Origin of the sequence: Neorhizobium sp. T25_13, assembly GCF_002968675.1 — a bacterium.
Classification (GTDB): Bacteria; Pseudomonadota; Alphaproteobacteria; order Rhizobiales; family Rhizobiaceae; genus Neorhizobium; species Neorhizobium tomejilense.
The window spans coordinates 18,835-41,122 of the sequence record NZ_PVBI01000024.1 but is presented as its reverse complement, the minus strand read 5'-3'; the positions used below and the strand labels follow the sequence as shown (position 1 = coordinate 41,122).

The 22,288-nt window shown below is 61.9% G+C and carries 23 protein-coding genes; 13 read left to right on the top strand and 10 right to left on the bottom strand.

All coding sequences use genetic code 11. The features are described 5' to 3' along the window. Window positions 1–46 precede the first annotated feature (46 nt). A complete protein-coding gene (gene ccmA, locus C5J22_RS29445) occupies window positions 47–691 on the bottom strand; it encodes a heme ABC exporter ATP-binding protein CcmA (protein ID WP_105441146.1) in 645 nt (214 codons plus the stop codon). A gap of 270 nt (window positions 692–961) precedes the next feature. Between ccmA and acnA the strand changes: the two genes are divergently transcribed. From acnA to C5J22_RS29420, 4 genes are all read left to right on the top strand, one after another. Then, the gene (gene acnA / locus C5J22_RS29440; RefSeq protein ID WP_105441142.1) at window positions 962–3,655 is read left to right on the top strand and encodes an aconitate hydratase AcnA; all 2,694 of its coding nucleotides are present in this window, start codon (window positions 962–964) and stop codon (window positions 3,653–3,655) included. Between the two features lie 219 nt (window positions 3,656–3,874). Further along, complete coding sequence (locus C5J22_RS29430; RefSeq protein ID WP_205837242.1) at window positions 3,875–4,612, top strand: sulfite exporter TauE/SafE family protein; 738 nt, start codon at window positions 3,875–3,877, stop codon at window positions 4,610–4,612. Window positions 4,613–4,807: 195 nt separating this feature from the next. Further along, window positions 4,808–5,557 carry a thioredoxin family protein gene (locus C5J22_RS29425; RefSeq protein WP_105441140.1) on the top strand — a complete coding sequence of 250 codons (750 nt, stop codon included), beginning with the start codon at window positions 4,808–4,810 and terminating at the stop codon, window positions 5,555–5,557. A gap of 293 nt (window positions 5,558–5,850) precedes the next feature. Beyond that, on the top strand, window positions 5,851–6,240 hold the full coding sequence (locus C5J22_RS29420) for a DUF2794 domain-containing protein (protein WP_046631850.1): 390 nt from the start codon (window positions 5,851–5,853) through the stop codon (window positions 6,238–6,240). A 9-nt stretch (window positions 6,241–6,249) separates the two neighbouring features. Here the strand turns inward: C5J22_RS29420 and C5J22_RS29415 are convergent, their stop codons facing one another. The 4 genes from C5J22_RS29415 to C5J22_RS29400 form a co-directional block, all read right to left on the bottom strand. Next, the gene (locus C5J22_RS29415; RefSeq protein WP_105441139.1) at window positions 6,250–6,807 is read right to left on the bottom strand and encodes a GNAT family N-acetyltransferase; all 558 of its coding nucleotides are present in this window, start codon (window positions 6,805–6,807) and stop codon (window positions 6,250–6,252) included. Window positions 6,808–6,916: 109 nt separating this feature from the next. Beyond that, entirely contained in the window at window positions 6,917–7,699 is a 783-nt protein-coding gene (locus C5J22_RS29410; protein WP_037081483.1) for a Bax inhibitor-1/YccA family protein, read from the bottom strand. A gap of 234 nt (window positions 7,700–7,933) precedes the next feature. Beyond that, window positions 7,934–10,477, bottom strand: coding sequence for an ABC transporter permease (locus C5J22_RS29405; RefSeq protein ID WP_105441138.1), 2,544 nt, complete (start codon window positions 10,475–10,477; stop codon window positions 7,934–7,936). Then, complete coding sequence (locus C5J22_RS29400) at window positions 10,474–11,187, bottom strand: ABC transporter ATP-binding protein (protein ID WP_105441137.1); 714 nt, start codon at window positions 11,185–11,187, stop codon at window positions 10,474–10,476. Before C5J22_RS29400 ends, C5J22_RS29405 begins: the two co-directional genes overlap by 4 nt. A gap of 77 nt (window positions 11,188–11,264) precedes the next feature. On the opposite strand from C5J22_RS29400, the gene C5J22_RS29395 reads away from it, so the two are divergent. The 4 genes from C5J22_RS29395 to C5J22_RS29380 all read left to right on the top strand — a co-directional run bounded on the left by C5J22_RS29395 (window position 11,265) and on the right by C5J22_RS29380 (window position 13,368). Continuing rightward, window positions 11,265–11,915: an arylesterase gene (locus tag C5J22_RS29395; protein ID WP_105441136.1), complete on the top strand. Its 651-nt coding sequence runs from the start codon at window positions 11,265–11,267 to the stop codon at window positions 11,913–11,915. A gap of 66 nt (window positions 11,916–11,981) precedes the next feature. Next, window positions 11,982–12,572 (top strand): RNA 2',3'-cyclic phosphodiesterase, encoded by a 591-nt coding sequence (gene thpR, locus C5J22_RS29390; RefSeq protein WP_105404554.1) that lies wholly within the window; start codon window positions 11,982–11,984, stop codon window positions 12,570–12,572. 37 nt (window positions 12,573–12,609) lie between these two features. Further along, a complete protein-coding gene (locus tag C5J22_RS29385) occupies window positions 12,610–12,912 on the top strand; it encodes a 4a-hydroxytetrahydrobiopterin dehydratase (protein WP_046631864.1) in 303 nt (100 codons plus the stop codon). Between the two features lie 57 nt (window positions 12,913–12,969). Continuing rightward, on the top strand, window positions 12,970–13,368 hold the full coding sequence (locus C5J22_RS29380; RefSeq protein WP_046665105.1) for a YkvA family protein: 399 nt from the start codon (window positions 12,970–12,972) through the stop codon (window positions 13,366–13,368). 12 nt (window positions 13,369–13,380) lie between these two features. On the opposite strand, the gene C5J22_RS29375 is transcribed toward C5J22_RS29380, so the two are convergent. Continuing rightward, the gene (locus tag C5J22_RS29375) at window positions 13,381–13,944 is read right to left on the bottom strand and encodes a sigma-70 family RNA polymerase sigma factor (RefSeq protein WP_105441135.1); all 564 of its coding nucleotides are present in this window, start codon (window positions 13,942–13,944) and stop codon (window positions 13,381–13,383) included. 328 nt (window positions 13,945–14,272) lie between these two features. Between C5J22_RS29375 and C5J22_RS29370 the strand changes: the two genes are divergently transcribed. From C5J22_RS29370 to C5J22_RS29355, 4 genes are all read left to right on the top strand, one after another. Then, window positions 14,273–14,839, top strand: a complete 567-nt coding sequence (locus C5J22_RS29370; RefSeq protein WP_080955221.1) for an invasion associated locus B family protein — start codon at window positions 14,273–14,275, stop codon at window positions 14,837–14,839. A gap of 221 nt (window positions 14,840–15,060) precedes the next feature. Then, window positions 15,061–16,299 (top strand): 23S rRNA (adenine(2503)-C(2))-methyltransferase RlmN, encoded by a 1,239-nt coding sequence (gene rlmN, locus C5J22_RS29365; RefSeq protein WP_105404556.1) that lies wholly within the window; start codon window positions 15,061–15,063, stop codon window positions 16,297–16,299. Between the two features lie 102 nt (window positions 16,300–16,401). Then, window positions 16,402–16,755, top strand: a complete 354-nt coding sequence (locus tag C5J22_RS29360) for a YciI family protein (RefSeq protein ID WP_105423389.1) — start codon at window positions 16,402–16,404, stop codon at window positions 16,753–16,755. Next, window positions 16,755–18,014: an RNA polymerase sigma factor gene (locus C5J22_RS29355; protein ID WP_105441134.1), complete on the top strand. Its 1,260-nt coding sequence runs from the start codon at window positions 16,755–16,757 to the stop codon at window positions 18,012–18,014. The genes C5J22_RS29360 and C5J22_RS29355 overlap by 1 nt, the downstream gene beginning before the upstream one ends. Here C5J22_RS29355 and C5J22_RS29350 read toward each other — a convergent pair. The 3 genes from C5J22_RS29350 to C5J22_RS29340 form a co-directional block, all read right to left on the bottom strand. Next, window positions 17,998–18,639 (bottom strand): LysE family translocator, encoded by a 642-nt coding sequence (locus tag C5J22_RS29350; RefSeq protein ID WP_105441133.1) that lies wholly within the window; start codon window positions 18,637–18,639, stop codon window positions 17,998–18,000. The genes C5J22_RS29355 and C5J22_RS29350 overlap by 17 nt on opposite strands. A gap of 72 nt (window positions 18,640–18,711) precedes the next feature. Continuing rightward, window positions 18,712–19,569, bottom strand: coding sequence for an SDR family NAD(P)-dependent oxidoreductase (locus C5J22_RS29345; RefSeq protein ID WP_105441132.1), 858 nt, complete (start codon window positions 19,567–19,569; stop codon window positions 18,712–18,714). Further along, on the bottom strand, window positions 19,566–19,832 hold the full coding sequence (locus C5J22_RS29340) for a hypothetical protein (RefSeq protein WP_105441131.1): 267 nt from the start codon (window positions 19,830–19,832) through the stop codon (window positions 19,566–19,568). Before C5J22_RS29340 ends, C5J22_RS29345 begins: the two co-directional genes overlap by 4 nt. Between C5J22_RS29340 and C5J22_RS29335 the strand changes: the two genes are divergently transcribed. Then, window positions 19,831–21,054 carry an argininosuccinate synthase gene (locus C5J22_RS29335; protein WP_105441130.1) on the top strand — a complete coding sequence of 408 codons (1,224 nt, stop codon included), beginning with the start codon at window positions 19,831–19,833 and terminating at the stop codon, window positions 21,052–21,054. The genes C5J22_RS29340 and C5J22_RS29335 overlap by 2 nt on opposite strands. A gap of 56 nt (window positions 21,055–21,110) precedes the next feature. Here C5J22_RS29335 and C5J22_RS29330 read toward each other — a convergent pair whose 3' ends face one another. Further along, window positions 21,111–22,286: a multidrug effflux MFS transporter gene (locus C5J22_RS29330; protein ID WP_046637427.1), complete on the bottom strand. Its 1,176-nt coding sequence runs from the start codon at window positions 22,284–22,286 to the stop codon at window positions 21,111–21,113. Between the last annotated feature and the right edge of the window lie 2 nt (window positions 22,287–22,288).

Below are 22,288 nucleotides of genomic sequence, written 5' to 3'. Positions count from 1 at the left end.
GGAGGGGAGCCTGTATATCGCGGCAAACGGGGGAGCAAAGCAGCTATCACCATCTCTCCTCCGCCAAACCCGCAAACCCCGTCATCTTCAGTTCCCTTGCATTCTCAAGCCCCAGCGGCTGATGGGTCGCCGCCAGCACGATACCACCGGTCGCCAGATGCGCGTTGATCAGCCCGGTAAACGCCCCCTCCGCACTGATATCCAGCGCCGCGGTGGGTTCGTCCAATATCCAGACCGGGCGATAAGCGACGAGCAGCTTGGCAAACGCCATGCGGCGCTGCTGGCCGGCGGAGAGATAACCGAAGGGCAGGTGGAGGATGCCGCCGAGGCCGGCGGTTTCGGCGGCCTCGGCCGGAGAGATGCCTTTGCCGCCATCCAGGTCGCCAAAGAAGCTCTTCCAGAAGGCGAGGTTTTCAAACACCGTCAGCTCCGCCTTCATCGCGTTGCGGTGGCCGAGATAATGGCAGGCCTCGGCGGCGCGCATTCCCGAATCGGTACTCTCCGAAACCCAGGCGACGCGGCCGGTTTCCGGATGCAGCAATCCGGCCACGACGCGCAGCAGCGTCGATTTCCCCGATCCGTTGCGGCCGGTCAGGACGAGGCTTTCACCGGCTCCGAGGTCAAAGGAGATATCCGTGAAAATCAGGTCTTCGCCGCGTCTTGCGCTCAGGTTTTCGGCCAAAAGCCGCATGCTGGAGACCTTCATTAAGATTTTAATCATCGCGATCCGAAAATTTATTCGGAATGGGCGCCAAGCGTCTGGAACCCTTCTTAGAAATTATCTATAAGCACTGCAACCACGCCAGCGGCCGGCGTGATTTCAATCTTCCGCCGGACCTGAAGATCCCAAAAAATCTTCTCGTGCGGACAGCGGAAATGGTCGTACCCGCATCCTGATGTGCATGAAGTGCATAGGCGTCCGCACGCGCGTGTTGGCTCTTTAATCAGCGGGGTTTATTCCGTGGCTAAGTCTCTCGACAGTTTCAATTGTCGCTCCATCCTTACCGTAGGCGGTAAGGATTACGTTTACTACAGCCTTCCGAAGGCTGAGCAAAACGGCCTTGCCGGCGTTTCGAAGCTGCCCTTCTCCATGAAGGTGCTGCTCGAAAACCTGCTCCGCTTTGAAGACGGCCAGTCCGTCACCAAGGAACAGATCCTCACTGTTGCCGAATGGCTGAACAACAAGGGCCTCACGGAAGCGGAAATCGCTTACCGTCCGGCCCGCGTGCTGATGCAGGACTTCACCGGCGTTCCCGCCGTCGTCGATCTTGCCGCGATGCGCGACGCGATGGTGTCGCTCGGCGGCGATCCGGAAAAGATCAACCCGCTGGTACCGGTCGACCTCGTCATCGACCACTCGGTCATCGTCGACGAATTCGGCACGCCGACCGCGTTTGCCAAGAACGTCGAGCTCGAATACGAGCGCAACGGCGAGCGTTACCGCTTCCTGAAGTGGGGCCAGCAGGCATTCAAGAATTTTCGCGTGGTTCCCCCGGGCACCGGCATCTGTCACCAGGTGAACCTGGAATATCTCGGCCAGACCGTGTGGACCAAGGAAGAGGATGGCGAAACGATCGCCTATCCGGATACCTGCGTCGGCACGGACTCGCACACCACGATGATCAACGGCCTCGGCGTTCTCGGCTGGGGCGTGGGTGGCATCGAAGCGGAAGCTTCCATGCTCGGCCAGCCGGTCTCGATGCTGCTGCCTGAAGTCATCGGCTTCAAGCTCACCGGCAAGCTGAAGGAAGGCGTCACCGCGACCGACCTGGTGCTGACCGTCGTGCAGATGCTGCGCAAGAAGGGCGTGGTTTCCAAGTTCGTCGAATTCTTCGGCCCGGGCATGGACAACATGCCGCTCGCCGACCGTGCGACGATCGGCAACATGGGTCCGGAATATGGCGCGACCTGCGGCTTCTTCCCCGTAGACGGCGAAACCATCAACTACCTGACGATGTCCGGCCGCACGCTTGAGCGGATCGCACTGGTCGAGGCCTATTCCAAGGTCCAGGGCATGTGGCGCGAAGGCGACGGTTCCGACCTGGTCTTCACCGACACGCTGGAACTCGACCTCAACGACGTCGTGCCGTCGATGGCCGGCCCGAAGCGTCCGGAAGGCCGCATCTCGCTCGACAAGATCGCCTCCGGTTTCGCCGGTTCGCTCGATACCGAATACAAGAAGCCCGGCCAGCTCGACAATCGTTATCCTGTCGAAGGCACGGATTTCGATCTCGGCCATGGCGACGTGGCAATTGCCGCGATCACCTCCTGCACCAACACCTCCAACCCGTCGGTGCTGATCGCTGCCGGCCTTCTTGCCCGCAACGCGGTTGCCAAGGGCCTGAAGTCCAAGCCGTGGGTCAAGACTTCGCTTGCACCGGGATCCCAGGTCGTCGGCGAATACCTTGCCAAGTCCGGCCTGCAGGCCGATCTCGACAAACTCGGCTTCAACCTGGTCGGTTTCGGCTGCACCACCTGCATCGGCAATTCCGGCCCGCTGCCGGCGCCGATCTCGAAGACGATCAACGACAAGGGTCTGATCGCCGCCGGCGTGCTCTCGGGCAACCGTAACTTCGAAGGCCGTATTTCTCCCGACGTCCAGGCGAACTACCTCGCTTCGCCGCCGCTCGTCGTTGCCTATGCGCTCGCCGGTTCGGTCCAGAAGGACCTGACCTCCGAGCCGCTCGGCGAAGACCAGAACGGCAACCCGGTCTTCCTCAAGGACATCTGGCCGACCTCGAAGGAAATCCAGGAATTCATCCTGAAATACGTCACCCGCGAACTCTACGAAACCAAGTATGCGGACGTGTTCAAGGGCGACGAGAACTGGCAGGCGGTCAAGATTCCTCCGGGCCAGACCTATGCCTGGGACGACGATTCGACCTATGTGCAGAACCCGCCCTATTTCGTCGGCATGGGCAAGACAGGCTCGGGTCTCAAGAACATCAAGGGCGCCCGCGTCCTCGGTCTCTTCGGCGACAAGATCACCACCGACCACATCTCGCCTGCCGGTTCGATCAAGGCTGCTTCGCCTGCCGGTGCGTACCTTACGGGGCATGGCGTCGGCGTTGCCGACTTCAACCAGTACGGCACGCGCCGCGGCAATCATGAAGTGATGATGCGCGGCACGTTCGCCAACATCCGCATCCGCAACTACATGCTCGGCCCGAACGGCAAGGAAGGCGGCTACACCTTCCACTATCCGTCCAAGGAAGAGATGTCGATCTACGACGCGGCCATGAAGTACAGGGAAGAGGGCGTACCGCTCGTCATCTTCGCCGGCGTCGAATACGGCAACGGTTCGTCGCGCGACTGGGCTGCGAAGGGCACCAATCTTCTCGGCGTCAAGGCGGTCATCGCCCAGTCCTTCGAGCGTATCCACCGCTCGAACCTGGTCGGCATGGGCGTCGTTCCCTTCGTCTTCGAAGAGGGCACGACCTGGGCCAGCCTCGACCTCAAGGGCGACGAGACCGTCGAGATTCTCGGTCTCGAAGGCGACATCAAGCCGCGCGAATGGAAGATCGCCAAGATCACCTACGGCGACGGCACGGTGAAGGAAATCAACATCCTCTGCCGTATCGATACGCTCGACGAGGTCATCTACATGAACAATGGCGGCATTCTGCAGACAGTTCTGCGCGACCTCGCCGCCTAAGCGATAAAGGCCACCCGCAGGCTTAGCCTGCGGGTGGTTTTTTGCACAATTCCATCGGTCCTCATTCCTGTGCTCGTCACAGGAATCCAGCCAGCCCAAGTCCTTGGGCTGAAAGAGTCTCCCGACCCGATAGACATCGGGTCACTGGATTCCTGTGACAAGCACAGGAATGAGGGAGGTGGAGGCCCTCGATCCCAGCTGTCCCAAGGTCCCGCGCCCTTGACCGTCGTCATCCTCATCGGAATGGCCGTCACCGTTTTCCTGACATCGCTGCTTTCGGGAATTTTCGGCATGGCGGGCGGGCTGATCCTGCTCTGGGTGCTGCTTTTCCTCTTTCCCGTCAGTACCGCGATCGCCATCCACGGCGTCATCCAGATGGTCTCGAACGGGTCGCGTGCCTGGTTCTCGCGCGCCTATATCGACTACCGCATTCTCGGCATTCTGGGCCTGGGCCTGGTCATCTCGAGCATCATCCTGCTGATCGTCGACTATCAGCCGGACCTGATCGTCGTGTCGATCGCCATCGGGCTGATGCCGATCCTGGTCTGGATGCCGGTATCGAAGCTGCGGCTCGATGCTTCGAAGCCGCTGCATGCATTGGCCTGCGGGTTGATCGCCGGCGCGTTGACGGTCGGCGTCGGCGTATCGGGGCCGACGATCGATATCTTCTTCATCCGCACGACGATGGACCGGCGCAAGGTGATCGCCACCAAGGCGGCGGTACAGGTCGCCTCGCATGCCACGAAGGTGGTGTTCTACTGGAATGCGGCCTCGGAACTGCCGACCACCGAATGGATTGCGGTGCTGGTCGCGGCGCCGATCGCGATCCTCGGGGCGCGGGCCGGCAACGACATATTGCAGAAGATGACCGACCAGAATTTCCGCGCCTGGACGCGCTGGATCGTCACCGGCGTGGGTGCCGTTTATTTTACTCAGGGCCTGCTCAAACTGATTTGACCTCGGCGCGTTTTTCGCGAAGTTTGACATCCAGCGAAACGCATTCGGAAACCGATCAATTATCCGGTCTTCACCCCTTCGTGACTTTCTCTTGAGGGTGCCCGGTGGTTACTTTCCGCCATCCCTTGCGTTAGGCCCTTGATCGCCGCGAGCAATCGTGGATAACAGTTACCCTGATAAAAAGGTCTGCCACCCATGCCCTTTCGTTTTCGCTCCGTACTCCTTGTTGCGGGCCTGTTTTATGCGGGCGCTGCATTTGCGGGAGAGGTCAGGGCGCCGAAGGGCGTGATCGAACTTTTTACCTCCCAAGGCTGCTCCTCCTGCCCGCCTGCCGACGGCGCTCTGGGTGAGCTGGTGGCGCAGGGAGACATGGTCGTGCTTTCCTACCACGTCGATTACTGGAACTATCTCGGCTGGACCGACACGCTGAGCTCCAGGGAAAATACCGAGCGGCAATATGGCTATGCCAAGACGCTGGGGCGGAGCGGCGTCTATACCCCGCAGGCCGTCATCAACGGCCGCGATCACGTCAAGGGCACCGACCTCACGATCATCAACGACAAGGTGAAGGCACTCGGCCAAACCGGCAAGGGGCTCGACGTCCCGGTCACCGCGGCGATGCGCGGCGACGAAATCGAGATCGAGATCGGTGGCGGCAAGGGGCAGGCGGACGTCGTCGTCGCCTATTTCACCAAGCGCCAGCTGGTGGATGTTACCAAGGGTGAAAACAGCGGCAAGACGATGGAATATTGGCATGCCGTCTACGACGTGCAGTCGGTCGGCACCTGGAACGGTCAGAGCATGAAGCTGACCCTGCCGGGCAAACTTCTGGGCAAGTCGAAGAAGGATGGTTGCGCGATCCTACTGCAGACATCCGGCCCGGGCGGCGAGCCTGCGGCAATTCTCGGTGCGACCGTGCTGATGGCAGGCCGCAAAAAATACTGACCGCGGTCGCGGTTCCTGGCTTGCCGGATTGAGCGTGAACTGTTGTTGGCGGCCCGATCCAATAACATTGGGGGGCTGGGGGTAAGGGTCAATGCACCAGACCGGGCCATATGGCGCTGAAAACGGCGCCAACCAACGATGCCAATCTCGCTTCGAAATCGGGCACTCTTTTGTTCGAAATGGGGCAAGAATAAAATCGTGCGGTTCGTTTCCGGCAGGATTGCCAGGGTTGATTTTTGCCACCTCTCAGGCACACTGTCATATCTCTGACATTTGACGATTTGGGAGTCTTGATGACAGATCAGCCGGATTTGCCGGGGAGCCAGAGACCCCGGGACGCAGCCGTCGTCGTCGATCTCAGTGAATATCGGCAGAACCGCGATCCCGCGCCGGTCACCTTCCACCGGCGCGAACTGGATGCGATCTTGAGGATCTACGGCCGAATGGTCGGCGAGGGAGAGTGGAAGGACTACGCGATCGACCACCTCAAGGACCGAGCCGTGTTCTCCGTGTTCAAACGCTCCGGCGAAAGCCCGCTCTTCCGAATCGAGAAGAACCCGAAGCTCGCCGGCAAGCAGGGCGCTTACTCCGTGATGAACACCCATGGCATGATCATGAAGCGCGGCCATGAGCTGCCGCAGGTGCTGAAAGTGTTCGACAAGGTGCTGAAACTGATCGACTGAGGCGGCGCCCTATTCGGTAAACAGCGAGCCGGGATAGACGCCTGGATCCGGATCGGTTTCATTGCCTTCGCCGAGCGAGACCTGCATCAGCACCGTATCCTGCCACTTTCCGTGCTTGAAGCCGGTGCCCTTCAGGGTGCCCGTCAGTTCGAAGCCGAGGCCGCGATGGAGCGCCACGGAGGCGGGGCTTGCACCGCCGATGACGGCGACCATCTGGCGGAAACCCAGCGCCTCGCAGCGCACCAGCAGTTCCTTGAGCAGCGCCTTTCCGACGCCCTTGCCGCGCGCTTCCGGCGCCAGGTAGATCGAATCCTCGACCAGCCAGCGATAGGCGGGGCGGGTCCGGAAGGCGGATGCGTAGGCATAACCGAGCAGGGTGCCGTCTTCCTGTTCCGCTGCGATATAGGGGTAACCCTTGACCCGGATCGCCTCGAAACGGGTCGTCATCTCCGCCTGGTCGGGGGCCAGGATCTCATAGCTCGCGGTGCCGTTCAGCACGCTGTCGCGATAGATCTCGGTGATGGCGGGAAGATCGGCGGGGGAGGCGTCGCGGAGATGGAATGTCATTGAGATTTCAGGCCGTTGAAAGGGATCGCCAAGCCTATGCCGTGGCGCGAGGCCGAGCAATAAAAAAGGCGGCCCGGAGGCCGCCTTTTCCTATTCGAATTCCTCGAGATCAGTTGTTCCGGTTGCCCAGGAACTGGAGGAGGAACGTGAAGAGGTTGATGAAGTCGAGGTAGAGGGTCAGAGCGCCCATGATGGCCTTGCGGCCAGCTACCGCGACGTCGTCGCCGTCAAAGTACATTTCCTTGATCTTCTGCGTATCGTAGGCGGTGAGGCCAGCGAAGATCAGCACGCCGATCGCGGAAATCGCGAAACCGAGTGCGGAAGACGCCAGGAAGATGTTGACGATCGAGGCGATGATCAGGCCGAACAGGCCCATGATCAGGAACGAGCCCATGCCCGACAGGCTTCTCTTCGTCGTGTAGCCGTAAAGCGACAGGGCGCCGAAGGAGGCGGCCGTGATGAAGAACGTCTGCACGATGCTTTGCGACGTGTAGATGAGGAAGATCGACGACAGCGAAAGGCCCATCAGGGCTGCGTAGCCCCAGAAAGTGGCCTGTGCCGCGCCGACGCTCATCTTATGAACGCGGAAGCTCAGGAAGAACACCACCGCGAGCGGCGCGAGCATGACGACCCAGCGAAGCGGCGAACCGTAGATCGCAGCGCCGAGGCTGGTCAGCAGGATGCCGTTCGGAAGCCGGGCGACAGCTGCAGCCGCATCCGTCGTCGTTGCGAGGGCCGAGATACCATAGGCGGCGATACCGGTGATAGCCAAGCCGACAGCCATCAGGTTGTAGACCTTGAGCATGTAGGCGCGCAGGCCTTCATCGATCATCGCGCCGGACTGGGCGCGACCCTGCGCCGCCCGGGTCTGGTAGTTGTTAAAGTCAGCCATTGTTTCCTCTTTAAGCTCCGGAATTATTCACGGTGTCGGGCCCCCTTTTTTACGGACCCAGGCGCCGCTGCGGAGCTCCAGCAAGCCTGCGCATAAATATGATGCGAGATCGTTTCACATACAAGAGGTGTGACAAGCGAAAAACGCAAGCTATCGGGGCTCTTTAGCAACCTATGGGACGCTCTGACGGGAATTTGATCAGAGAGTTAACGGGAAATACTACCTGTGGTCGAATTAGAGCTCGCGCAGCACCGGCGCGGCCTTCTGCCCTAATATGCGCCATGTGCCGGCGAGGCCTATTCCGACGGTCAAAACCAGAGAAACGGCGAGCGTCAGCACTGCAATGTCGGGCAGGAAGACCGACTGGAGCCGCATGATCCGGCTGACCACGAACCATGCGGAGAGGCCGCCGGCGAGAAGCGCGAAGAGCGCCGTTGCCGTTCCGAGGATCATGTATTCGTAGCTGAAGGCGCGCATCAGCATGCTGCGCGTGCCGCCGAGCGTCTTCAGGATGACGGCGTCATGGGTACGGGCCCGGTTGCCGGCCGCGAGCGCACCGGCAAGCACCAGCACGGAGGCGATCAGCGCAACGGCCGCCGCGGCCCGGATCGCGGCCGCGAGCTGGCCGACGAGCTGGTCGACGATATCGATCGCGTCCTTGACCCGAACGCTGGTGATGGTCGGATAGGCGTTGGTAACGGCGCGCAGGATCGAGGCTTCCTGCTGGGCGGTGACCTTGGGATCGCTGAGCGTCGCGAGCCAGGCATGCGGTGCACCGCGGAAGGTATTGGGCGAAAAGACCATCACGAAGTTGATCGAGAGTGATTCCCACTGAACCTTGCGGAAATTGGCGATGCGGGCGGTGATATTGCGGCCGAGCACGTTGACGGTGACGGTGTCGCCGATCTTCAGGCCGAGTTCGCCGGCCTCTTCCGCCGAGAAGGAGACCAGCGGTTCGCCGGTATAGTCGGCGGCCCACCATTGTCCCGCCGTCAGCGCGGAGTTGGAAGGAAGTTTCTCCTCGTAGGTGATGCCGCGGTCGCCGCGCAACACCCAGCGGCCGGCGGGCGGCACATTCATCTGCGTCACGTCCTGGCCGTTGAAAGCGAGAATTCTTCCGCGCAGCATCGGCACCTGGGTGATCGCACCTTCCGGCGCCTGTTGTTTCAGGATGTTGACGAAACCGTCGCGCTCCGGTCCCTGGATATCGACGAAGAAGAAATTCGGCGCCTGCTGGGCGATGCTGCCGGTCAGTTGGCGACGCATGTTGCCGTCGATCAGGGCGAGCGTCACGAGGAGCGCAAGGCCGAGGCCGAGCGACAGCACGACCGACGGCGTCAGCGCGCCCGGCCGGTGGATATTGCCGATCGCCAGCCGCAGCGCCGGCGAATTGACCCGCGGGCTTCGTTTGGCAAGCGCGGCGATCAGGGCCGCAACAAGGCGCAGCAGCACGAAGGCGCCGGCGACGGCGGCGAGGAAAACGGAGGCGATGAAGCGCTCTTCCGCAGAGACGATCGCAAGTGCCGCCAGGGCCGCAAGCGCCAGACCGGCCGCAAGAAGATAGGGCCAGGAGGGAAGGCGGGTGTTGTCGAAGCTTTGTTCCCGGAAAAGCGCGGTTGCCGGCACCTCGCGGGCATGGCCGAGCGGCAGAACGGCGAAGGCGAAGGTGATCAGGATGCCGAACAATGCGGCAAGCGCCAGCGCCGAGGGATAGAAGGTGACTTCCTTCGGAACCGGAAGCACGCCTTCGAGGAACTGCAGCGCGACGAAGGGCGAAACCGCGCCGATGACGAGGCCGATCAGGATGCCTATCACCGCGAGCAGCATGATCTGGATGAGATAGATCATCGTCACCACCGAGGCCGGCGCGCCGAGGCACTTGAAGGTGGCGATCGTGGTGCGCTTGGCGTCGAGGAAGGCGCGCACCGCATTGGCGACGCCGACGCCGCCGACGATCAGTGCCGTCAGGCCGACGAGCGTCAGGAACTGCGAGAAGCGGTCGACGTTTTCGGTGAGCGAAGGGGCGGCACGGTCGCTGGTGCGGACCGACCAGCCGGCGCTCGGGAACTCGCGATTGGCGCGGGCGGCGAGCGTCGAGCGGATTGCCGGGTCGTCGAGCCGCACCTTGTAGGCATGTTCGACGAGGCTGCCGGTGGTGATCAGGCCGGAGGCCGCGAGTGCCTCACGGCTAACGATCAGGCGCGGGGCAAAGCCGAAACCGTCGGAAAGCGCGTCGGGCTCGGCGGTGATCGTGCCACGCAATGTCAGCCGGGCATTGCCGAGCAGAAGCTGGTCGCCGTCCTTGAGGCCGAGGCGTTCCAGCAGAAGTGGGGCTGCCAGTGCACCAAACGTCTCTCCCTGCTTGCCAAGCAGGTCGGGCAGCGGCGCGGAAGGTTCAGCGCCGAAACTGCCGTAGAGCGGATAGGCGTCGTCGACCGCCTTGACCTCGACCAGCGCCTGTTCGGAACCGTCAGGCTTGCGGGCCATGGAGCGCAGGCTGGTGGACAGGGAGACCTTGCCGAGGCTGGTGAGGAACGCGCGTTCCTGGTCGGTGGCTTCGCGGTTGTTCAATTCGAAACGGATGTCGCCGGCAAGGATTTCCTGGCCCTGGGAGGCGATGGCGCCGGTGATCGCCCGCGATACCGAATTGACGGCTGCGATCGCCCCGGTGCCGAGCGCGATACAGGCGAGGAAGATGTAGAAGCCGGCCAGGCCGCCGCGCATTTCGCGCAGCGCCAGGCGGAAGGAGATCGAGAGGCGCGGAAAGGCCGGCCTCATGCGGAGACTGCCTGGACGGACGGGTGGGCGCTTTCGCTGTCGCCGACGATCTCGCCGGAACGGACGCGGATCTGGCGGGAGCAGCGAGCGGCAAGCGCATTGTCATGGGTGACGAGCAGCATGGTCATGCCGCGCTCCGCCTGTTTCGAAAATAAGAGGTCGGCGATCTGTCGGCCGGTCTCGGTGTCGAGATTGCCGGTCGGTTCGTCGGCGATCAGCACGGACGGCGAGGGGGCGAGGGCGCGGGCAATCGCCACGCGCTGCTGCTCGCCGCCGGAAAGCTGGCCGGGATAGTGGCTCAGCCGCTCGCCGAGGCCGACGGCGGTCAGTTCCCGCCTGGCGATCTCGAAGGCATCCCTGACATTGGCGAGTTCGAGCGGAACGGCCACGTTTTCGAGCGCCGTCATGTTGGCGATCAGGTGGAAGGACTGGAAGACGATGCCGATATTGCGGCCGCGGAAATCGGCAAGCCTGTCTTCGGAAAGTGCGTGAAGGGGAGCGCCGTTGATGACGATCTCGCCGCTGTCGAGCCGTTCGAGGCCGGCCAGCACCATCAGCAGCGTCGATTTGCCGGAGCCCGAAGGCCCGACGATGCCAACGGCCTCGCCTGCGCGGATTTCGAGGTCGATCTGCTTCAGCACATGCACCGATGCTGCCGCGCTGCCCAGGGTCAGATCGGCTTTCTTCAGTGTGATGATGGTTTTAGTCAAATCGAACCGTCCTATATTAGGCGTGAAGCGTAACCTGAGTACCGCATTGCGGTCGCGCTCAATCTAGGAGACGGATCGTGAGTTTTAAAGCAAGCCTGCTTCACTTCATCGTCATGTCCGTGCTGGGGCTGGCCGCATTGCCGGCCGCCGCGCAGGATAGGGCGATCCAGATCGTCGGTTTCGGCGACAGCCTGATGGCAGGCTACCAGCTTGCGCCTTCCGAATCCTACACGGCACAGCTCGAGGCGGCGTTGAAAGCCGCGGGGCAGAATGTCGTGGTCGCTAATGCCGGCGTGTCCGGGGATACGACGGCCGGCGGGCTTTCGCGCATCGACTGGTCGGTGCCCGACGGCACGGACGGCGTGATCCTCGAACTCGGCGCCAACGACGCGCTGCGCGGCATCTCCCCGGACCAGTCGGAAAAAAATCTCGATGCGATCCTGGCGCGGCTGAAGGAACGGAAGATCCCGGTCTTCCTGATCGGCATCCTGGCGCCGCCGAACATGGGCGGCAATTACGCTGAAAAGTTCAACCCGATCTACAAGCGGCTGGCCGACAAATACGCCGTGCCGCTCTATCCGTTCTTCCTGGATGGGGTCACGACGATTTCCAGCCTGCAGCTCTCGGACGGCATGCATCCGAACGCCAAAGGGGTGGCCGTGATGGTCGAAAAGACTGTTGGACCTGTCAAAAGCTTCCTGGGGGCTATTAAGGATAAGGGAAAATAACACCTTGCGCGGAACTCCGTTGCATGATTCGCTGTTAGCATCTGCAAAAGATTCGAGGAGGTCCCTATGCCGAGACTTTTCACCGCCCTCGAAGTTCCGCGCAATGTAGCGATGAGCCTGTCTCTCCTGCGCGGCGGGATCCCCGGTGCCCGGTGGATCGACGTGGAGAACTATCACATCACGCTGCGCTTCATCGGCGATGTTGACGGCCGCACCGCCGACGAGATCGTCGACCGGCTGGACCGCATCGACCGGCCGGAATTCCAGGCGACGCTGACCGGGATCGGCTCCTTCGGGTCGAAAAAGCCGCATTCCATCTGGGCCGGCGTTTCGCCCTCCCCGGAAATATATGCGCTGCAGGCGGAGATCGAACGGATCTGCCAGCGCATCGGCCTGCCGCCGGATCCCCGCAAGTTCACCCCGCATGTGACGCTGGCACGGCTCAAGAATTGCCGGCTGGACGATGTGGTCCACTACCTTTCCGGCCGCGGCAACTTCTATACAGCGCCCTTCACGGTGCCGCGTTTTGTGCTGCTGTCGTCGAAGGAATCGGTCGGCGGTGGGCCTTATCTGACGGAGGAAATCTTCCCGCTGCAGGAGACGAGCTACGGCACTGCCTATGCTGGCGACATGGAGCCGGCTAAAAGCCTCCTTTGACCTGAAGCAGCCCCTTTTTCCGAAGGAGCGTTGGACGATGAACTACGAAAAGCTGGATACGGCGGGCGTCGAGCGCGAGTTCGCGACGCTTGACGGCTGGGACCTGAAGCCGGAAGGCGATGCGATCTTCAAGAGCTTCAAGTTCAAGACCTTTATCGAGGCCTTCGGTTTCATGGCCGAATGCGCGCTGTCCGCCGAGAAGCTCAACCACCACCCGGAATGGTCGAACGTCTATTCGCGGGTCGACGTGCTGTTGACCACCCATGCGACCAAGGGGCTGACCGACATCGACTTCAAGCTTGCCCGGGCGATGGACAAGGCATCCTCGCGCCGCAATTGAACTTCATGGTCGAGAGCCCAATATTGGATGGGCACACGTTGAGCGAACGGAGCGACCATGGACGACGTGAAGATCGGCGAAATTCTGCTGCCGGGTGACGAGGATACGCAGGGCCGCCGCGAGCGGCAGGTCCGGACAAAGTTTTGGCCGACCCTGAAGCGGGCCGTCCGGCAGGTGCCGTTCAGCCGCGACCTGATCGCCGCCTATTATTGCGCCATCGACCGCCGGACGCCGACCCGTGTGCGGGGAGTGCTGCTTGCGGCGCTCGCCTATTTCGTGATGCCGATCGATTTCCTGCCGGACATGTTCGTTCTTGTCGGCTTCACCGACGATGTCGCGGTGCTCGCGGCAGCTTTCCGGATGATCCAGGGGCACATTGCCGACCGCCATTACGAGGCTGCCGATCTGGCGCTCGCGGACAATCCGGACATCGCCGACGGCGTCCGCGGCAAATAGTCTCAAGAAGCGTTATCCCTCCGAAGGATCGTCGAGAACCCGCCGCAAACGCTCGAAAGCGAGCCGGATTCGCGATTTCACCGTACCGAGCGGAAGACCCGTGGACGAGGCGATTTCCGAATGGGACTGGCCGAGGAAGAATGCCGCCCGCACCAGTTCCATCTGTTCGCCGGGGATATCGGCAAGGGCTGCGCGCACCTGGGCATCGCGTTCCTCGCCTTCGAAAATCGTATCGGCTCCCGGCGCCTCGGTGACGAAGAACAGGGGTTCGTAGACGTCCACCGGCCTGTGCCTCGTCCGGCGTTCCGCGTCGATGCGGCGGTTGCGAGCGATACGGAAAAGCCAGGTGGACAGGGAGGATCGGGTGGGATCGTAGAGGCCGGCGCGGTGCCAGAGAACGGCCATCACCTCCTGGACGAGTTCCTCCGCATCGTCCGGTCGCATCGACCGTTTCACCAGCCAGGATTTCAAACGCGGCGCATAATAATCGAACAGCACGGTAAAGGCTGCCTGATCGCGCTCATCGGCCACTGCCCTTACCAAGCCGGCGAAGTGGTCTCTTTCGTCTACATTCATTTACGCTGCGCAAAGTTTCCGATGAGATTCGCATCATATTCGACCATTCTAATGTCATTGTGAGAGTTAGGAAAAGGACAAACTCTTGCCCCAATCCTTGTGTCACTGATTGACGAAACGCATGGAAATTCTGCTGGTTGGGTCTTTGGAGGCATGGCGGTGAGTGCTATTCCTACCATCCAAGGGCCAGGGCAGGAGATTCAGCAGATTCTAATGGTCTGGTTGACGGTTTGGTAACCAGGATCAAGTCAAAATGCGCCGAATCAGGATCATGCCTGGCAAGGCTTGCCCGCTCGGGCCGTTGAACGAACAAAACCGGCAGGAGACCATGTCTGTAAGAACAATCGCAACCGCATTGGCAATTTTGGCTGCAAGCGCCGGCCTGGCATCGGCTCAGGCGCCGAAGGCCACTGGCCCGGCCAAGCCGCAGCAGGCCCAGGCACCGGCAGCAGCGGCCGCAGGTCCCACCCGCATCCAGCAGTTCAAGGCATGGGGCGCCTATTCCTACAAGTCGGGCGCCAGCAATGTCTGCTACGTGCTTTCGGTGCCGACCACCAAGGAACCGGCCAGCGTCGATCACGGCGATATCTTCTTCATCGTCTCGCAGCGGCCCGGACAGAACATTTCCTACGAACCGCAGGCGATGGTGGGATACGTGCTGCAGCCGAATTCCAAGGTGACCGTGACGATCGACAAGAAGAACTTCACGATGTTCACCAAGGACAAGGCGGCCTGGGTCGAGAACGCCGCGGAGGAGCCGGCGCTCGTCGCAGCGATGAAGACCGGTCAGAACATGAGCGTCAGCGCCGTTTCCGGCCGTGGCACCAAGACCTCCTATGCCTATTCGCTGCAGGGCATCGCGGCAGCGCTGAAGCAGATCGAAACCTGCAAGTAAGCGCCCGCGCGCAGCAAGAGCTCGAAGGCCGGTCCCGTGACCGGCCTTTTGCATTTCCTGAAGAATAGTGACGCGGCGGCTATTTGATGATAAAGCCCGCCTCAACAAAGGTCCGGCACATGTGCCCAATGGGCCGATACAGGTTTCACGCATTCAACATGCCCTGACTTTCCCGCTGATCGAATGTGGGAAAGCTGCATGTGTTCGAACGGGATAAAAGAATGTCAGTCTCAGAGGCTCTGGCGCCGGTCGCCATCAAGAAGCCGCTCGTCGCCAACCCGGATCTCTTCGGCACCAAGCCGTCGCTGATCGGGCTGACGCGCGAGGACATGGCGCAGGCGCTGAAGGAAAAAGGCGTTTCGGAAAAGCAGGTACGCATGCGCGTCAGCCAGCTCTGGCACTGGCTCTACATCCGCGGCGTCTCCGATTTCGACGCGATGACCAATGTCGCCAAGGACATGCGCGAGATGCTGAAGGCGCATTTCACCATCGCGCGTCCGGAGATCGTCGAGGAACAGGTTTCCAATGACGGTACCCGCAAATGGCTGTTGCGCTTTCCGCCGCGCGGCGCCGGCCGTCCGGTCGAAGTCGAGACCGTCTACATTCCCGAAGAGGGTCGCGGCACGCTCTGCATTTCGAGCCAGGTCGGCTGCACGCTGACCTGTTCCTTCTGTCACACCGGCACCCAGAAGCTGGTGCGCAACCTGACCGCCGAGGAAATCCTGTCGCAGTTGCTGCTGGCCCGTGACCGGTTGGGTGACTTTCCGGGCACCGACACGCCGCCCGGCGCCTACGTGCCGACCGGCGACCGTAAGGTCACCAACGTGGTGATGATGGGCATGGGCGAGCCGCTCTACAATTTCGAGAGCGTCAAGACCGCGCTGTTGATCGCGACCGACGGCGACGGGCTGTCGCTGTCGAAGCGTCGGGTCACGTTGTCGACTTCGGGCGTGGTGCCGGAAATCTACCGGACCGGCGACGAGATCGGCGTGATGCTGGCGATCTCGCTGCATGCGGTGCGCGACGAACTGCGCGACATGCTGGTGCCGATCAACAAGAAATATCCGCTGAAGGAGCTGATCGAGGCCTGCCGCAACTATCCGGGGCTTTCGAACGCTCGCCGCATCACCTTCGAATATGTGATGCTGAAGGACGTCAACGACAGCCTGGAGGATGCCAAGGCGCTGATCCAGCTCTTGAAGGGCGTTCCGGCCAAGATCAACCTGATCCCGTTCAACCCCTGGCCGGGCACGAACTATCAGTGTTCGGAATGGGCGCAGATCGAGAAGTTCGCCGACTTCATCAACCAGGCCGGTTACGCCTCGCCGATCCGCACCCCGCGCGGCCGCGACATCCTCGCCGCCTGCGGCCAGCTGAAGTCGGAGTCGGAGCGGATGCGCAAGACCGACCGCCTCGCCTTCGAGGCGATGATGATCGCCGGGCACGGCGAGGACGACTGAGGCTGCCGGAAATATTTCACGGGGCGCATGTCGATCGGCTTGCATCCCGTTCGTTATCGGTCACCATCGCAATGGAGCGGTGGCTGAACCGAGGATACGGACATGAAATATATGGCGCTGATCTACACGAACCCGGCAACGATGACGCCTCCCGATTCTCCGAATTTCGGCCGAATGATGGAGGGCTACAAGCTCGCCAACGAGACCTACAAACGCGACGGCGTCTATGTTTCCGGCGATGCGCTGCAGCCCGCGACGACCGCCACCACCGTGCGCGTGCGGGACGGCAGGACCGAAACGATGGATGGTCCTTTCGCTGAAACCAAGGAGCAGCTTGCCGGCTTCTACATCCTTGATTGCCCTTCGCTCGACGATGCGATCCGCTATGCCGCGATGATTCCCGGCGCGGCTCACGGTGCAGTGGAAGTGCGGCCGATCATGGTCTTCGACCGCTGATGAACGGCCCTGCGGCGAGGGCTCCGATTGCCGAGGCGATCGACAGGATCGCCCGGCAAGACGGCGGCCGCCTTCTTTCCAGTCTCGTCGGATCGCTCCGGGATTTCCAGCTGGCTGAAGACGGCCTGCAGGATCCGCTCGAGTCCGCATTGATCCATTGGAACCGGAACGGTTTGCCGGCATCGCCGAACGCCTGGTTGATGCAGGTTGCTCGACGCAAGGCCATAGACCGGCTGAGGCGCTCGGCCAATTTTCACGCAAAATCGGCGGAGATTGCGCATCTCATCGAACTGGAGAACAGATCTGCCGTAGCAGACGAGCCCGATCCGATCGGCGACGAGCGGCTGAAGCTGATCTTCGCCTGCTGCCATCCGGCGCTCGACAAAAAGACCTGCGTGGCTTTGACCCTGCGTTCGGTCTGCGGGTTGAAGACCGAGGAGATCGCGAATGCCTATCTGGACGGGCACGAGGCCATGGCCCAGCGGCTGGTGCGTGCCCGTCACAAGATTGCCAAGGCCGGCATTGCCTATGAGGTTCCGGGACCAGACGGCTGGGCCGCAAGGCTCGAAAGCGTGCTCGCGGTCGTCTATCTCATCTTCAACGAAGGTTATGCCTCTGGAAGCGGCCATCATATCCGCGCCGATCTCTGCGAGGAGGCGATCCGCCTCGGCCGGCTGCTGACCAGGCTCAAGCCCGACGAACCCGAGATCGAGGGACTGCTGGCGCTGATGTTGCTGCATCATGCCCGGCGGGCGGCGCGGATCGGGGCCAGCGGCGAGATTTTGACACTTGAGGCTCAGGATCGACGTTTATGGGACCGGGCCGAGATTTCGGAAGGCCTTGCTCTCATCGAACAGGCGCTGTGCCGCCGGCGACCCGGGCCCTATCAGATACAGGCGGCGATCATCGCCGTGCATGCCGAAGCGCCGAGTTTTCCCAGGACGGACTGGCAGCAGATCGCCTCGCTCTATGCAGAACTCACCCGTACCGCCGACAATCCCGTCTATGAGCTCAATCGGATCGTTGCCGTGTCTTACGTAGAGGGGCCGGGCGCGGCTCTGGCCTGCCTCAAGCCGATCGCCATGGCGCTGGTGGAGTACCAGCCTTTTTATGCCGTTCAAGCCGACCTTCTGGCCCGGGACGGGCAAATAGATCAAGCAAGGCTAGCCTACCGCCGGGCAATCGAACTTTCCCAATCCGAGGCGGAAAAGCTGTTTCTTTCCGAACGGCTGGATGGTCTTCCTACCGGGCCTGCGTGAAGAAAATCTTCGCCGCGAAGACCGAAAAGACGCCGGCGAACGTGTAGTCGATGCCCCGCAGGACCTTCGGGTTGGCCTGCAGCCAGCCCGAAAGCCAATCGGCGGCCAGAACGACGATCAGGTTTACCGGCATGCCGATGACGATGAAATAGAAGCCGAAAAAGATCAGCTTGCCGGTGACATGCGGATCGCCGGCCGTCACGAACTGCGGCAGAAAGGTCATGAAGAAGATGATGACCTTCGGATTGAGGATATTGACCCAGAAGCCAGTCGATATGTTGGCGAGCGGACTGCTCGCGGTCTTTTCAACCTGCTCGACGGAAAAGTTCGAGCCGAAGCGGATCGCCTGGATCGCCAGCCACAGGAGATAGGCTGCCCCGCCGGTCTTCAGGATGAAGAAGGCGGTCGGCGATGCGGTGATCAGCGCCGAGATGCCGAAGGCGACGAGCAGCGTGTGGCAGACGACGCCAAGGCTGGTGCCGAGCACCACGAACAAAGCCGGGCGGCGGCCGTGGCCGAGCGCGCGGCTGATCGATAGCGTCATGTCAGGCCCGGGCGTCAGGGCCAGAAGCAGGCCGGCGGCGGTGAAGGCAAGCAGGGCGGCAAGGCTCGGCAGGAATTCCATGGGTCACGCTCGAATAGCCGGGTAAAGGAGTGCTCCATTTACCCGGCTTTCGCAGCTATGCCAATCAGGCGCTCAGCGTTTGGAGATGAATTCCTTTGATGCATCCGCAAAGTCCGGATGCCAGCGCGACAGCGGCGGACGGTTTTCGATGATGTCGCCGATCGCCCAGGCCATGCGGCGTTCGTCTGTCGCCCGATCCACGTCGTTGTCTGGGCAGAGGATATAGAAATCGCCGCGCTCGAGGCTGGTGAGCATGAACTCGACCGTCTCTTCCGGCGTCCAGGCGCCGGCTGGCTTTTCGTCGCGGTCGCCTTTCGTCAGGCCGGTAAACACGAAGCCGGGGATGAGCAGATGGGCCGATACCTGGCAGTCGGGCGTGTTGCGAAGCTCGTGCTGGAGCGCTTCGGTGAATGCCTTCACACCGGCCTTGGCGACATTGTAGGCGGGATTGCCCGGCGGGGTCGTGATCCCCTGTTTCGAACCTGTGTTGACGATCAGCGACGGCTCGCCATGGGCGATCATGGCCGGGCCGAACGTTCGCGTGCCGTTGATGACGCCGAGGAGATTGACGGCGAAAATGCTGTCCCAGTTGACCTGAGGCCCGAATATCGAGCTCCCTGGGCCGATGCCGGCATTGTTCATCAGCACATGCACCCGGCCGAAACGCTGGATGACGGCGCGTTCCAGCGCCTCGATCTCGTCCGGCTTCGAAACGTCGGTGCCGATGGCGGCGACATCCGCCTCGCCATCTTCGGCAAGAGCCGCGACCTCGCGGCAAGCTTCCGCGAGTTTGTCGCCCTCCAGATCGGCAAGGACGACCGAAAGGCCCATCCTGGCAAACTCCTTCGCGGCGGCAAGGCCGATGCCCGATGCGGCGCCGGTAATCACGGCGACGTTGTCCTTTTTCAGAGCGGGATGAGTGATGGTCATGGCAGATCTCCTCTGGGGCGCTGCTGTTCAAAGGTCGGGCGGGATATGGTACCCTCATCAAAACCTGTCAACATGACAAGGGCGTCACAAGTGAGGGCGTCGTCATTCGCGTCCTTCACCGGCGAACGAATATCGGCGGCCATCTCTGATCGGCTTTGCCGGGTTTTTCTTGCGTGCCTCAGGAAACTCGCTAAAAGTGCCGCAAATCCCGACTTGGCAGTTTCAACAACCGCTTCCACCCGCAGACGGACGTAAATCGACATGGCACTCCCGAAAGACGTAAAGAAGGTCGTTCTCGCCTATTCCGGCGGTCTCGACACCTCGATCATCCTGAAATGGCTGCAGACCGAACTTAACGCCGAGGTGGTGACCTTCACCGCCGATCTCGGCCAGGGCGAAGAGCTGGAGCCGGCCCGCAAGAAGGCCGAGATGCTCGGCATCAAGGAGATCTACATCGAGGACGTGCGCGAGGAGTTCGTGCGCGATTTCGTCTTCCCGATGTTCCGCGCCAATGCCGTCTATGAAGGCGTCTACCTGCTCGGCACCTCGATTGCCCGCCCGCTGATCTCCAAGCACCTAATCGAGATCGCCAAAAAGACCGGCGCCGACGCGATCGCCCACGGCGCCACCGGCAAGGGGAACGATCAGGTCCGTTTCGAGCTTTCGGCCTATGCGCTGAACCCGGATATCAAAGTCATTGCGCCCTGGCGCGACTGGGCTTTCAAGAGCCGCACCGATCTTCTGAAGTTCGCCGAGGAAAACCAGATCCCGGTCGCCAAGGACAAGATGGGCGAGGCGCCGTTCTCCGTCGACGCCAACCTGCTGCACTCGTCGTCCGAAGGCAAGGTTCTCGAAGATCCGGCCATCGAGGCTCCCGAATACGTGCATATGCGCACGATCTCGCCGGAAGCTGCTCCGGACAAGGCGACCGTCATCAAGGTCGGCTTTAAGAAGGGCGATGCGGTTTCCATCAACGGTGTCGCCATGTCGCCGGCGACCCTGCTCGCCGCGCTCAACAATTACGGCCGCGACAACGGCATCGGCCGTCTCGACCTCGTCGAGAACCGCTATGTCGGCATGAAGTCGCGCGGCGTCTACGAGACCCCCGGCGGCACGATCCTGCTCACCGCCCACCGGGCGATCGAGTCGATCACGCTCGATCGTGGTGCCGCGCATCTCAAGGATGACATCATGCCGCGTTACGCGGAGCTCATCTATTACGGCTTCTGGTTCTCGCCGGAGCGCGAAATGCTGCAGGCACTGATCGACAAGAGCCAGGAGCATGTGGAAGGCGAAGTGACGCTGAAGCTCTACAAGGGCAATGTCATGGTCATCGGCCGCGAGAGCGAAAAGTCGCTCTATTCCGACAAGCTGGTCACCTTCGAGGACGACCAGGGCGCTTACGACCAGAAGGATGCGGCTGGCTTCATCAAGCTCAATGCGCTGCGCCTGCGCACTCTCGCCAAGCGCAATCTGGGCAAGTAATTCCCGATAAACCCGATTAGCGAAACCCGCCTGCCCGAAAGGGGAGGCGGGTTTTTTCATGCCCGGCGGCTGGCGATCCGGAAACCGATGTAACCGAGCACGGCGATCAAGTGCATGGCGGGAATGACGATGCCGAAGGCCGGCAGCGGCGAGCCGATCGAGGCGGCGGCGACGCCGCCCACGAAGCCCGCGCCCATCTGGATGAAGCCCATCATTGCCGATGCGGACCCGGCAATATGCGGGAAGGGAATGAGGCCCGCCGCGGTCATGTAGGGCGACACGAAGGCGATCCCGAAGGCGCACATGGCAACCGGCACCATGACCGACAGAAACGACGGCGGCAGGTAGTGGACCGAAAGGGCCATGACGAGGCCGCCGCTGCCGCTGAAGATCAGCCCGACCAGGGGTGCGCGTTCGGCGGGCAACCACCTCGATATGACCCGGAGGCAGACTGAGCCCATCAGGAAGAAGCCGGATTGCATCAGCATGCTCAGGCCGAACTGGGTCGGCGTCAGCCCGACCTTCTCGATCAGGATGAACGGCAGCACGGCCGCCTGGGCATACATGGAGCCCACGGCGCCGGCGAGAACGACCGCGGTGAACAGGAAGCGCGGCAAGGCGACGATTTCCGCATAGGCCTGGACGAGCCGCAGCGGCTTCAGCCGGCTGCGATCCGGCACGGTCGTCTCCTTGAGGCAGACGGTGGAGAGGAAAACGAGCAGGGCGCCGAAGCCGACCATCAGCAGGAATACCGATCGCCAGCCGAAGGCGGCGAGTGCAAGGCCGCCGATCGTCGGACCTAGGGACGGCCCAATTGCCAGGATGATGCCCATCGTGTTGATGATCCGCGCCGCGTCGCCACCGTTGAACTGGTCTCGCACGATGGCGCGCGACACGGTGATGCCGACCGAAGCGCCGATACCCTGGATCAGGCGGCCGGCGAGCACCCATTCGACCGTCGGAGCAAAGGCCGCAAGCAGCGAACCGGCAAGATAGATGAGGAGGAAGCTCAGCGAGGCAGTCTTGCGGCCGAAGGCATCGGAGACGGGGCCGGCGACCAGCTGCGCCAGCGCAAAGCCCGCGAAATAGAGCGACAGCGACATCTTGATCGCCGCTTCCGTGGTGTCGAAGGCGCGCACCAGTTCCGGCATCGCCGGCGTGTAGATCGCCATGGAAATCGGCCCGATCGCCGTCAGGAGGGCGCCGATGATCGTGGTTCGGCGCTCGCTCATCC

Coding starts and splice junctions, on each gene's coding strand:
- ccmA (WP_105441146.1), bottom strand. CDS start 691: ATGCGGCTTTTGGCCGAAAACCTGAGCGCAAGACGCGGCGAAGACCTG.
- C5J22_RS29425 (WP_105441140.1), top strand. CDS start 4,808: ATGCCCTTTCGTTTTCGCTCCGTACTCCTTGTTGCGGGCCTGTTTTAT.
- C5J22_RS29420 (WP_046631850.1), top strand. CDS start 5,851: ATGACAGATCAGCCGGATTTGCCGGGGAGCCAGAGACCCCGGGACGCA.
- C5J22_RS29415 (WP_105441139.1), bottom strand. CDS start 6,807: ATGACATTCCATCTCCGCGACGCCTCCCCCGCCGATCTTCCCGCCATC.
- C5J22_RS29410 (WP_037081483.1), bottom strand. CDS start 7,699: ATGGCTGACTTTAACAACTACCAGACCCGGGCGGCGCAGGGTCGCGCC.
- C5J22_RS29405 (WP_105441138.1), bottom strand. CDS start 10,477: ATGAGGCCGGCCTTTCCGCGCCTCTCGATCTCCTTCCGCCTGGCGCTG.
- thpR (WP_105404554.1), top strand. CDS start 11,982: ATGCCGAGACTTTTCACCGCCCTCGAAGTTCCGCGCAATGTAGCGATG.
- C5J22_RS29385 (WP_046631864.1), top strand. CDS start 12,610: ATGAACTACGAAAAGCTGGATACGGCGGGCGTCGAGCGCGAGTTCGCG.
- C5J22_RS29380 (WP_046665105.1), top strand. CDS start 12,970: ATGGACGACGTGAAGATCGGCGAAATTCTGCTGCCGGGTGACGAGGAT.
- C5J22_RS29375 (WP_105441135.1), bottom strand. CDS start 13,944: ATGAATGTAGACGAAAGAGACCACTTCGCCGGCTTGGTAAGGGCAGTG.
- C5J22_RS29370 (WP_080955221.1), top strand. CDS start 14,273: ATGTCTGTAAGAACAATCGCAACCGCATTGGCAATTTTGGCTGCAAGC.
- rlmN (WP_105404556.1), top strand. CDS start 15,061: ATGTCAGTCTCAGAGGCTCTGGCGCCGGTCGCCATCAAGAAGCCGCTC.
- C5J22_RS29360 (WP_105423389.1), top strand. CDS start 16,402: ATGAAATATATGGCGCTGATCTACACGAACCCGGCAACGATGACGCCT.
- C5J22_RS29355 (WP_105441134.1), top strand. CDS start 16,755: ATGAACGGCCCTGCGGCGAGGGCTCCGATTGCCGAGGCGATCGACAGG.
- C5J22_RS29350 (WP_105441133.1), bottom strand. CDS start 18,639: ATGGAATTCCTGCCGAGCCTTGCCGCCCTGCTTGCCTTCACCGCCGCC.
- C5J22_RS29345 (WP_105441132.1), bottom strand. CDS start 19,569: ATGACCATCACTCATCCCGCTCTGAAAAAGGACAACGTCGCCGTGATT.
- C5J22_RS29335 (WP_105441130.1), top strand. CDS start 19,831: ATGGCACTCCCGAAAGACGTAAAGAAGGTCGTTCTCGCCTATTCCGGC.
- C5J22_RS29340 (WP_105441131.1), bottom strand. CDS start 19,832: ATGTCGATTTACGTCCGTCTGCGGGTGGAAGCGGTTGTTGAAACTGCC.
- C5J22_RS29330 (WP_046637427.1), bottom strand. CDS start 22,286: ATGAGCGAGCGCCGAACCACGATCATCGGCGCCCTCCTGACGGCGATC.